The organism is Pseudomonas sp. TE12234 (assembly GCF_054061835.1).
On record NZ_JBSSEP010000020.1, the window covers coordinates 122364 to 132550 of the forward strand.

The following is a 10187-nucleotide window of genomic DNA, read 5'->3' on the forward strand; positions in this document are numbered from 1 at the left end:
TCGTCGTGGCACCGGGTGGATGTTCTAGATCCAGGTTTTGCACAGGAGATAGCCTGCCACCACCATGCACACGGCGCCGAAGCCCAGTTGAATCGACCGTGCGGGAATCCTGGGAGAGATGATCCTTCCCAACAGCATCCCGCTGACGCTGGCAACGATAAAAACCCCACCGATGACCGTGATGTGGGTACCTGCGTGTATGGCACCTGTCACTGCCGTCGCCGAGATCAGGGCGATGGTCATGAGTGAGGTAGCGACGATGCCATGCATGCGGATGTCTGAAAGTTGTTGAAATGCCGGAACGATCAAGAAACCGCCTCCCACACCGAGCATCCCGGTCAGCAGCCCTGAAAGTGAACCGACTACGGCCAAGCTGACCGTGCATTTTGGTGTCCAGCGCAGTCGGCCGGTCTGTGGGTTGAGCATGCAGTTTTTTTCCTGCCAGCATTGCTCACTGCCGATGGCCTTGGATGGGCTGCCGCTCGCCTGTCGAATCATGCGTATCGCCACAATGACCATGACCATGCTGAACAGTGAGATCAGTACAGTGTCGGGCAGCAAATGGGCAAAGTGCACGCCCAGGCGCGAGAACTCAGCACCCAAGCACGCCATCAACAGGGCTGCGCGATAACGTACCAGGCCTTTCTTCAGACCATCGATAGCCCCGACGGCGGCCGCAGCGCTGACGGCAAACAGCGCAACGGGAGCCGATTCGGTCATTGACCACCCCAGGCCGATCACGAGCGCCGGTACGGCCAAAATCCCACCCCCTGCACCTGTAAGGCCAAGAATAATTCCGATGGCGATCCCGAACATTGCACTCAATAACATGCTCGCGTCTCACCTGGCCTTGGAGAGACTGGTCAGCCACTCACGGCCTTTAAGCATGCCGTTCCAGTAAAACCAGGGCAAAAACCGGGCTTTGAGGAACCAAGCGCTCTTTCGGGCGACTGTTGCATCCAGGGGGAAGGTGGGCAGCAGTTTCCCGCCGTAGCCGAACTCTGCCAGCACGACTTTTCCTTTTTCGACAGTGAGGGGGCATGAACCGTAGCCGTCATAGCGCAGGGGCAGGGGCTTGTTGTCGCGTACTGCCAGGAGGTTCTCGGCCACGACGACGATTTGCTTACGGGCGGCAGCCGCGGTTTTGGCGTTGCTGGTGGAACACACATCGCCGAGGGCAAACACCTGTGGATAGCGGATGTGTTGCAGAGTCTCCGGATCCACCTCGCACCAACCGGCTGCGTCTGCCAGAGGGCTTGTACGGATGAAGTCGGGGGCGACCTGTGCAGGGACGACATGGAGCATGTCGAAAGTCTTGGCGTGGCGAGTGAGCGTACCGTGTTCGTCCTGGCTTTCGAACCAGGCTGTCCGGTTCGGACCATCGACCTTTACCAGGTTCGAGCCGAATACCAGCCGAGCCTGATATTTCTTGATGTAGTTCATCAGTGGAGGGACGAAGGCGGCCACGCCGAACAGCGCTGTACCAGCGAGGTTGAACTCGACCTCAATGCCCTGCAGAGCACCTGACTTTTGCCAGTGATCGCAGGAAAGGTACAGAGCCTTCTGCGGGGCGCCGGCACATTTGATCGGCATCCCCGGCTGGGAAAAGAGGGCCTTGCCTTGGCGTAGTCCCTGCACCAGTTGCCAGGTGTAAGCGCAAAGGTCATAGCGGTAGTTGGACGTCACCCCGTTCTTGCCCAGGGTTTCTTCCAGCCCTTCGATTTTCTCCCAGGCCAGCCGCAACCCCGGACAGACGATGAGATGTTGATAAGCGATGCTTTTACCGTTGCTCAGTTCTAAACGTTTTCCACCTGGTAGAACCCCGACCACCGCAGCCTTGATCCAGGTCGCCCCACGCGGGATGACTCGCGACATCGGTCTTACGGTCTTGCGCACGTCATACGCGCCACCACCGACCAGCGTCCAGGCAGGCTGGTAGTAGTGATTGTCATTGGGTTCGATGAGTGTGATCTGCATATCGGGAGCACGTTTGAGCAGGCTTGCCACTATCCCGATGCCCGCCGATCCTCCACCAATGACCACGACATCGGCGGTCATATCGGGGCATCTTGTCGCACATTCACTGCGCGAGGCACACGCCGACGCCTTTTGGTAGAGCTTGGTAGAGCGATTGCCTGTTCGACAAAAAGCCAGTATCGGTGCAGGAAGGTTGTCCAGCAGATGGGCGAAATGTTGCACGTCCTTGTCGCTGATGGCGTCGGGCTGAACCGGGAGATAAGCAAATTCAATGTCCAGCCGATGGGCCGCGGCTCGAATGGCCTCGGTGGCAGGCTGATCCGTGCCACCCTCACGATCCGGTCGATTACAGATAATTGAGCGAAATCCCAGTTTGGCGACTTCGTTCAGATCTTCTGGGGTCATTTGACCCGTTGTTGCAAAGTGATGGGTGTGGGGGGTGATTTGCATGCCATTCAAACTCGTAAAGAGGTTATCCGTTTCGCTCTGCCTGAACTCACAAGATCTTCAGAACACATTGAGCGGTATCTTCAGATAGCTGATGCCATCGGCCTTCGCCGCGGGTGTCTCGCCGGCGCGCATGTTGATTTGCACGGACGGCAGCAGCAGTCTGGGCTGACTCAGGGTTTTATCGCGCGCCGTGCGCCGGGTGACGAAATCAATTTCAGAAATGCCCAGGCCAACATGGATGTTGTGCATGCGCTCTTCGCCCACCGTGGTCTGGCAGCTATAAGCGTCGCGACCAGGCGCTTTGTAGTCGTGGCACATGAACAGGCGTGTGCTATCGGCAAGCTCGAACAGGCGGCTGATCGAGCGGTACAACTGGTGGGCGTCACCACCAGGAAAATCACAGCGGGCGGTGCCGCTGTCTGGCATGAATAGTGTGTCGCCGACGAAAGCGGCCTCTTCGATCAGGTAAGTCACGCAGGCCGGGGTATGGCCAGGCGTGTGCAGCACCCTGACCGGTAGCGCACCGATATGAAATACTTCGTTGTCGGCAAACAAACGGTCGAACTGGCTGCCGTCCAGGCTGAAGTCATCGTCGACGTCGAACAGCGTGGCAAAGGTTTTCTGGACCTGAGGAATGCGGTCGCCAATGCCGATCTTCCCGCCCAATTGCCCCTTGAGGTAGCGGGCAGCCGAGAGGTGGTCGGCGTGCACGTGGGTTTCCAGAATCCATTCCAGAGTCAGCGCGTCGGCGCGTATGCGTTCGATCAGACGCTCGGCACTCGAATACGAGATACGCGCGGCGGCGGCATCGTAGTCGAGGACCGGATCGATGATCGCGCAGTGCCGGGTCACCGGGTCGCTGACCAGATAACTGTAAGTACAGCTGTTGGTGTCGAAGAAAGCCTCGACATGAAATTGCATGGTCTTTTGCCTCCATTTTGAAGGGGGCGGCTATCAAGCTTGCCCCCTGTACTCCATTCAACACGCTTGCGGCATAGCACTCTCGGCCCAGGGCGAGCGGATATCGGACAGGAATCGCTGCGCGCGAGGGTGCTCGGGACGTTGGAAGAAACACTCGGGTGTGGCCCGTTCGAGCACTTTGCCCTGATCCATGAAGATCACGCGATCGGCCACTTCGCGGGCGAATCCCATCTCGTGGGTGACGCACACCATGGTCATGCCCTCCCTGGCCAAGGTCTTCATCGCTTGCAGCACTTCGCCAACCATCTCCGGGTCCAAGGCGGAGGTGGGCTCATCGAACAGCATTACTGGCGGGTTCATTGCCAGTGCCCTGGCGATCGCCACGCGTTGCTGCTGGCCACCCGATAACTCGGAGGGGTAAGCGCACGACTTGTGCGCCAGACCTACTCGATCCAGCAAGCTCATGGCCAGGTCGCTTGCTTCCTTGGTGCCTAACTTGCGCAGGCGTCGCGGCGCCAGGGTGCAATTCTCAAGGACGGTGAGGTGGGGAAACAGATTGAATTGCTGGAACACGAAGCCGATACGGCTGCGTAATGTGTTCACACTGACAGAGCGATCATAGATATCCACGCCGTCGATGAAGATGTTGCCGCTCTGGATGGCTTCCAGGCGATTGAGGGTACGAATCATCGTCGACTTGCCTGAGCCCGATGGACCGCAGACTACTACCACTTCACCCTTGGCGACGGTTTCGTTGATGTCAGCCAGTGCATGGTAGCCGCCATACCACTTGTTAACGTCTTTCAGTTTGATCATGGGATTAGACCTTTGCAGTACGGACAGCGAGACGACGCTCCAGCCAGAAGGCGAAGCGCGACAAGCTGAAACACATGACGAAGTAAGTAAGGCCGAGTACGGAATACACCTGGACCGGCTTGGTCAGCAGTTGAGCGCTGATTTGCGATGCGACGAACGACACTTCCGAGAGGCTGATGATGTAACCCAGCGAGGTCTCTTTGATGGTGGAGACAAACTGATTCACCAGTGACGGCAGCATGTTGCGAAAGGCCTGGGGCATGATCACCAGGCGCATCGTGGCCAGGTACGAGAACCCGAGTGAACGGGAGCTTTCCATTTGCCCGCGAGGCAATCCAAGTATCCCGGCACGGATGATCTCCGCCAGGTAAACCCCATCGAATATCACCAGTGCGGCAAGCATGGTGCCGAATTGATCGGTGCGTTGACCGGTGAGGGCCGGAAGGAGGAAATAAGCCCAGAAAATCACCATCAACAATGGCGTGCCACGCAGTACATACACCAGGCCTGTGACCGGTACGCGCAACAGCGGATAAGGGCTGATGCGGCAGAGCGCGAGCAGTACGCCGACAGGGAAAGCCAGGACCAGGGCCAGCGCCGCCAGGATCAGCGTCATCAACAGGCCGCCCATGGGACCGTTCGGGTACTGCCCGATCAGGTAGTAAAGCCCGTAGTTTTGAATGATATCGAGCATTGTCAGGCACTCCGCACGGGATAGCGTTGCTGGTACCAGACGGACAGCAGCGTGATGATGATCGAGACACCCACATAACCGACCGTGGTCACGGCGTACGATTCGAACCCTCGGAACGTGGAGCTTTCCACCTGCTGGGCTTGATACATCATTTCTGCGACACCGATTACCATGGCAATGCTGGTGTTCTTCCACAGGTTCAGCGTCTGGCTAATCAGCGGTGGCACCGTCACCCGCAATGACTGCGGAAGGATGACCAGGCGCATGGTGCTGATAAAGCCAAAACCCAGGGTTCGGCCGGCCTCCATTTGCTCCCTTGGAATGGAACGCAAGCCGCTGCGGATGTCCTCGGACATGTAGGCTGCGGTGTAGAGCACCAAGGCGATAACCGCACTGACCGCTTCGATATTGTGTTCGTAGATCCATGACTTGATGGGGGCTGGCAGTAGTTCCGGCGCGCCGAAATACCAGAACAGCATGTGGGCCAGTAGTGGAACATTGCGTATGGCTTCCACATAAGTGATCGCGATGCCCCGCAGCGCTGCGTAAGGGGCGAGTCGCAACACGGCGATGACAATCGCCAGCGGCAGGGCGAAGGCCAGTGAGATCAGTGCGAGTCGGATTGACAGCAGAAAGCCACTGACCAGCCAATCGTGATACTGCCCGGAGAGCACAACCGACAAATCAAACGTATTCATAAATCGACCCGTGGGCCCGACCAGAGGTCGGGCCCCCAATGAAGTTAGTTGATGTTGTCGGTTTCGATCTTGAACGAGCGACTGGCGAATTTCATATTGCTGTCGGGGCCAAACCACTTGGTGAATAGCGATTCAGCCTTGCCGGAAGTTTCCAGTTCACGCAGCGTTTTGTTCACCTGCTCCTGGAAGGCTGGCTCATCTTTTCTCATGCCCAGCGCAATGTGTTCGCTCGACAGAGGCGTTGGCAGAATCCGGAAATCCTTTGCGGCATCTCCAAGCTTGGCGAAGTTGCCAGCCAATGAAGTCTCATCGTTGGCGTAACCCATGCCTTTGCCCTGTTGCAAGGCGAGCAGGGCCTGAGGATTGCTGTCGAACGACACGATTTGGGCGTCAGTGATCTTCGAACGAATGCTTTGCTCCATCGTGGAGCCCTTGATCGTCAGAATCTTCTTGCCTGCCAGTTGGTCGAGTTGGTTGATGCCACTGTCTGCCTTGACCATGACCTTTTGACCCGTGATAAAGGTCGAGAGCGAGAAGTTGATCAATGCCTCGCGTTCCTTGTTATGGGTCAAGGAAGCGGCCAGAAGGTCAACACGGCCCTGTTGCAATTCGGGAATACGTGCGGCAACCGTCAATTGCTTGAGCACCGGTTTCACCCCGATGCTCGCAGCAATGGCATTGCACATATCGACGTCGTAACCGACGATTTCGCGAGTCGCGGGGTCCTTCATGAAACTGAACGGCTCGTCTGTTCCGAGCACTCCACAGACCAACTCACCTTTTGCCTTGATATCGCTAAGTTGGTCGGCTGCAGCAGAGAAACTTGTTACCAGCGTCAATGCCAGTACTGCGGTTTTCCAGTGTTTTTTCAGCATGCGGTTCGTTTGCATTTTATGGACCTTATTGTTGTGAGAGAAACGGAGCGCCAGTTTCATGAATCGTCAGTGAAGTGGAGTTCGAGTTACCTCTTGTGGGGGGATCGGGAGTTTGAGTTATGCGTAAGTCGTTCGCAGCCGCTCGAAGCCTGCATTCAAGTCGGCGATCAGGTCGTCGACGTGCTCCAGGCCGATGGAGAGACGGATCAGGTTCTCGCTGACGCCGATGCTGATTTTCTGTTCATGGCTCAACGAGTTGTGCGACATGCTGTAGGAGTGGTTGACCATGCTCTCCACGCCACCCAGGGAATCGGCCAGCACAAAGATCGACAGCTGCTCGATGAACGGTGCCATCGCCTGGCGATCGGCCTTCAACTTCAATGAGACCACAGCGCCACCAGTACGCATCTGGCGCTTGCACAGTTCATGCTGCGGATGGCTCTCCAGCCCCGGGTAGTACACTTCCTCGACCAGAGGGTGCTGGCTGAGGTAGCGGGCTATTTGTGCTGCGTTGCTGCACTGACGCTGCATACGCACGTCGAGGGTCTTGAGCCCGCGCAGGGCCAGGTAACAGTCGAACGGTCCCTGGACCGCGCCGATGGCCATGCTGATGGCGCGCAAGCGGGAGAACAGTTGCTCGTTGGCCGCCACCACCACACCACCGATCAAGTCGGAGTGCCCACCGATGTATTTACTCGCCGAGTGCATCACCAGGTCGACGCCGTGCTCGATGGGACGCTGGTTCCAGGGCGAGCAGAAGGTGTTGTCGACGCAGGTCAGGATCCCGTGGGCACGGGCAAAGGCCGTCACGCGCTGAATGTCCACCAGTTGCAGCAGCGGGTTGGTCGGCGTCTCGATCCAGATCAGCCGGGTGTTGTCTTGGCGACTGGCGGCCAGTGCCTCGAGGTCGTTGAGGTCGATGTAGCTGGCGGTCAGTCCTGAGGTCTTGCTGCGGTAGTCCTGCATCAGGCGAAAAGTACCGCCATAGACCCCGGCCATCACGATCACATGCGAGTCCTTGGGCAGCAGATCAAGCACGGTGGCGGTAGCGGCCATGCCAGAGGAACAGGCGACCGCACCATGGCCGTATTCCAACTGGGCAATGCTCGTCTCGTAAGCATGTCGGGTAGGGTTGCCGACTCGCCCGTAGGCGTAATCGGGCCTGTCGTCCAGGCTGCGCTTTATGAACGAGCTGGAGGTGACGATTGCCGGGAAGATCGTATTGTCGGCGTAGGTCGACTGCTCGCCGGCATGGATCACTTGGGTCGAGAAGTGGTTCTTTTTGTGGCTCATGGTCAGTGACGCCTCGCGTGGACTAAAGATAGCGATCGAGTTGTTTGGCAAAGGGTGTGATGTCGCCGATGTTGCGAGCTACCCAGTCACTGTCGTAATAGGTATCCAGGTAGCGTTCGCCGCTGTCACACATCAGGGTCACGATCGAGCCCCGCAGGCCTTGTTCCTGCATCCGCATTGCAACGTTCAGCGCGCCCCACATATTGGTACCGGTGGACCCACCGGGTTTCTTGCCAAGCAGCTTTTCCAGCCAGTAGAGCGTGGCAATGCTGGCCGCATCAGGGACCTTGAGCATGTCGTCGATCACGTCTGGCAGGAAGGAAGGCTCGACCTGGGGACGGCCAATGCCTTCGATACGGCTGCCTTTGCTGCCGGTGAGGCTCGAGTCGCCTGTGCGGTAGCTGTCATAGAACACCGAGTTGTCTGGGTCCACGACTATCAGCCGGGTGTCGTGGCCCTTGAATCGGATGTAGCGGCCGATGGTTGAAGAGGTACCGCCGGTACCTGCACTCATGACGATTGCATGGGGAACGGGGTGCGGTTCTCCAGTCATCTGTTGGAAGATGCTGTCGGCAATATTATTGTTGCCGCGCCAATCCGTTGCCCGTTCGGCGTAGGTGAATTGGTCCATGTAGTGTCCGTCGCTCTCACTCGCCAGGCGCTGCGCTTGGGCATAGACCTGGGAAGATTGATCCACGAAGTAGCAGTGCCCGCCGAGCAACTCGACCTGTTCTATTTTTTTGCTCGCCGTGTTGCGCGGCATGACGGCGGTGAAGCGCAGGCCGAGCAATTTGGCGAAGTAGGCTTCGGACACCGCGGTACTGCCCGAGGATGCCTCGACCACATGGGTGCCCTCACGGATCTTGCCGCTGCAAATGGCATGCAGGAATAGCGAACGCGCCAGTCGGTGCTTGAGGCTGCCGGTTGGATGTGTACTTTCGTCCTTGAGATATATGTCGACACCCTTCAAGCCTGGAATGTCCAGTTTGTGAATGTGAGTGTCAGCGGAACGCAGCTGATCGCAGGAAATGCTCCTGATCGCTGTCCGAATCCAATCGTTCATAACGTCTTTCCTTGGCTCAGCAGGTGGGCACAGCGATCTGACCGCAGACAAAAAAAGTGTCTGCCAGGGAGTCAGGATCCATCGCCATAGGCGCGGTTTGAGGGGCGATGATCTTCATTTTCGTGTGTTTCCTTGCACGTTTTGTGGGATCAATCCTACTTCCGCCCACTGGAAAAAGAGTTTTCATTTATTTAGCTCTTACGCTATTTTTTAGAAAATATTTCTACAAATATCGATGAGAAGAGAAATGGATAGTTTTGATCGGCACATCCTTTCCATCCTGCAACGCGATGCCTCGATTCCCCTCAAGGATCTGGCAGAAGCCGTCAACCTTTCGACGACCCCCTGCTGGAAGCGGGTCAAGAAACTCGAAGAAGGGGGCTATATCAGAGCTAAAGTGGCCTTGCTGGACCCGGTAAAATTGGGTTTGGGGCTATCGGTGCTGGTTCAGATCAAGACACAGCGTCATGACAAGGTCTGGCTGGATACATTTGCCAAGACCGTGGCGCAGTTCGAGGAAGTGATGGCGTTTTATCGGATGTCGGGGGACTGGGACTACATGATGCGAGTGGTGGTCAGTGACATTGCAGCCTATGACCATTTCTACAAGAAGCTGATCACGAGTGTGGACGGGCTTTCCAACATCACGTCGAGCTTTGCCATGGAAGAGATCAAGTACACCACGGCAATGCCTTTGCCTCGTTGACTGGCGATGATGGTTAGACTGAATCGCCCCAGTTTAGATAGACACTTGGGAGCGTCCGCTTCTGGCCGATTCTGTTGAAAAAGCCGGCCCTGATTTCCACGGTAGAAAAGTACGCGCTTGAGATTGAAATCTTTACATTGAGCAGAGGATCTCCGGCTCAGATTTCGCGTAGCGGCGCGCAAAAAAAACGCATTTTCAGCTGTCAGTACGCGGGCAGTCTGGAAGCACCGACTTTTTCAACAGCATCGGCCGATTGCTGTCTGTCAGGAAAAAGTCATTCCGGCATCATAAGCACCGCGAGCGTCATGTTGATGAATTCTTCGTTCTTACTGATAGTGTCCAAAGCACCACGAAAGTTTCCGGCGACCTCCGCTGATCCACGCTGCTCGACCCGGAGCATGAGTTCCATGATCGCGGCTTCGAGGGTGAGTGGGTTCTGATTGATTGTGAAGAGCAGGGAAGGGAGCGGGTCAGCATTCGACATTCTGATTCCGCCATGGAAGAGGGCCGCGCAGCAAAGATCTGAGTCGGGCATGGTTTCGACGCTGTGAGTACGGGCTGACCAAGTGAGCTTTGGTTGAGTACAAAAAGGGCCTGTCAAGACTGTGTGAAAACACACTGAAGGCCAGCCCAACAAACGCCCCGACTTGTTCGGGGCGTTTGTTTTTTGTGCGGGCAACAGGCGGAAAAAGGC

Annotated in this window: 11 protein-coding genes and 1 pseudogene; 1 reads left to right on the forward strand and 11 read right to left on the reverse strand. The window is 56.9% G+C overall.

Going from position 1 to position 10187, the window contains the following annotated elements:
• Positions 1-24: 24 nt before the first annotated feature.
• The 10 genes and pseudogenes from ACVWYU_RS25590 to ACVWYU_RS25635 all read right to left on the reverse strand — a co-directional run bounded on the left by ACVWYU_RS25590 (position 25) and on the right by ACVWYU_RS25635 (position 8787).
• Positions 25-831, reverse strand: coding sequence for a sulfite exporter TauE/SafE family protein (locus tag ACVWYU_RS25590; RefSeq protein ID WP_457374014.1), 807 nt, complete (start codon positions 829-831; stop codon positions 25-27).
• 9 nt (positions 832-840) lie between these two features.
• On the reverse strand, positions 841-2058 hold the full coding sequence (locus ACVWYU_RS25595; RefSeq protein WP_457374026.1) for an NAD(P)/FAD-dependent oxidoreductase: 1218 nt from the start codon (positions 2056-2058) through the stop codon (positions 841-843).
• 45 nt (positions 2059-2103) lie between these two features.
• A pseudogene (locus ACVWYU_RS25600) lies at positions 2104-2427 on the reverse strand (TIGR01244 family sulfur transferase); the annotation flags it as partial.
• Positions 2428-2484: 57 nt separating this feature from the next.
• Positions 2485-3348 (reverse strand): MBL fold metallo-hydrolase, encoded by an 864-nt coding sequence (locus tag ACVWYU_RS25605; protein WP_457374015.1) that lies wholly within the window; start codon positions 3346-3348, stop codon positions 2485-2487.
• 57 nt (positions 3349-3405) lie between these two features.
• On the reverse strand, positions 3406-4164 hold the full coding sequence (locus ACVWYU_RS25610; RefSeq protein ID WP_457374016.1) for an amino acid ABC transporter ATP-binding protein: 759 nt from the start codon (positions 4162-4164) through the stop codon (positions 3406-3408).
• Positions 4165-4168: 4 nt separating this feature from the next.
• Complete coding sequence (locus ACVWYU_RS25615) at positions 4169-4858, reverse strand: amino acid ABC transporter permease (protein WP_457374017.1); 690 nt, start codon at positions 4856-4858, stop codon at positions 4169-4171.
• 2 nt (positions 4859-4860) lie between these two features.
• Positions 4861-5556 (reverse strand): amino acid ABC transporter permease, encoded by a 696-nt coding sequence (locus ACVWYU_RS25620; protein ID WP_457374018.1) that lies wholly within the window; start codon positions 5554-5556, stop codon positions 4861-4863.
• 44 nt (positions 5557-5600) lie between these two features.
• Complete coding sequence (locus ACVWYU_RS25625) at positions 5601-6491, reverse strand: ABC transporter substrate-binding protein (RefSeq protein WP_457374019.1); 891 nt, start codon at positions 6489-6491, stop codon at positions 5601-5603.
• Positions 6492-6548: 57 nt separating this feature from the next.
• Positions 6549-7724, reverse strand: coding sequence for a trans-sulfuration enzyme family protein (locus ACVWYU_RS25630; RefSeq protein WP_457374020.1), 1176 nt, complete (start codon positions 7722-7724; stop codon positions 6549-6551).
• Between the two features lie 22 nt (positions 7725-7746).
• Positions 7747-8787 carry a PLP-dependent cysteine synthase family protein gene (locus ACVWYU_RS25635; RefSeq protein WP_457374021.1) on the reverse strand — a complete coding sequence of 347 codons (1041 nt, stop codon included), beginning with the start codon at positions 8785-8787 and terminating at the stop codon, positions 7747-7749.
• A gap of 247 nt (positions 8788-9034) precedes the next feature.
• Here ACVWYU_RS25635 and ACVWYU_RS25640 point away from each other — a divergent pair, with 247 nt between their 5' ends.
• The gene (locus ACVWYU_RS25640) at positions 9035-9493 is read left to right on the forward strand and encodes an Lrp/AsnC family transcriptional regulator (protein WP_457374022.1); all 459 of its coding nucleotides are present in this window, start codon (positions 9035-9037) and stop codon (positions 9491-9493) included.
• Between the two features lie 274 nt (positions 9494-9767).
• On the opposite strand, the gene ACVWYU_RS25645 is transcribed toward ACVWYU_RS25640, so the two are convergent.
• Positions 9768-9977: a hypothetical protein gene (locus ACVWYU_RS25645; RefSeq protein ID WP_457374027.1), complete on the reverse strand. Its 210-nt coding sequence runs from the start codon at positions 9975-9977 to the stop codon at positions 9768-9770.
• Positions 9978-10187 lie beyond the last annotated feature (210 nt).

What these genes read in the sequence shown, in the direction of transcription:
- ACVWYU_RS25615 (WP_457374017.1), bottom strand. Translation starts at nt 4,858, where the DNA reads ATGCTCGATATCATTCAAAACTACGGGCTTTACTACCTGATCGGGCAG.
- ACVWYU_RS25590 (WP_457374014.1), bottom strand. Translation starts at nt 831, where the DNA reads ATGTTATTGAGTGCAATGTTCGGGATCGCCATCGGAATTATTCTTGGC.
- ACVWYU_RS25605 (WP_457374015.1), bottom strand. Translation starts at nt 3,348, where the DNA reads ATGCAATTTCATGTCGAGGCTTTCTTCGACACCAACAGCTGTACTTAC.
- ACVWYU_RS25625 (WP_457374019.1), bottom strand. Translation starts at nt 6,491, where the DNA reads ATGAAACTGGCGCTCCGTTTCTCTCACAACAATAAGGTCCATAAAATG.
- ACVWYU_RS25610 (WP_457374016.1), bottom strand. Translation starts at nt 4,164, where the DNA reads ATGATCAAACTGAAAGACGTTAACAAGTGGTATGGCGGCTACCATGCA.
- ACVWYU_RS25640 (WP_457374022.1), top strand. Translation starts at nt 9,035, where the DNA reads ATGGATAGTTTTGATCGGCACATCCTTTCCATCCTGCAACGCGATGCC.
- ACVWYU_RS25620 (WP_457374018.1), bottom strand. Translation starts at nt 5,556, where the DNA reads ATGAATACGTTTGATTTGTCGGTTGTGCTCTCCGGGCAGTATCACGAT.
- ACVWYU_RS25595 (WP_457374026.1), bottom strand. Translation starts at nt 2,058, where the DNA reads ATGACCGCCGATGTCGTGGTCATTGGTGGAGGATCGGCGGGCATCGGG.
- ACVWYU_RS25630 (WP_457374020.1), bottom strand. Translation starts at nt 7,724, where the DNA reads ATGAGCCACAAAAAGAACCACTTCTCGACCCAAGTGATCCATGCCGGC.
- ACVWYU_RS25645 (WP_457374027.1), bottom strand. Translation starts at nt 9,977, where the DNA reads ATGTCGAATGCTGACCCGCTCCCTTCCCTGCTCTTCACAATCAATCAG.
- ACVWYU_RS25635 (WP_457374021.1), bottom strand. Translation starts at nt 8,787, where the DNA reads ATGAACGATTGGATTCGGACAGCGATCAGGAGCATTTCCTGCGATCAG.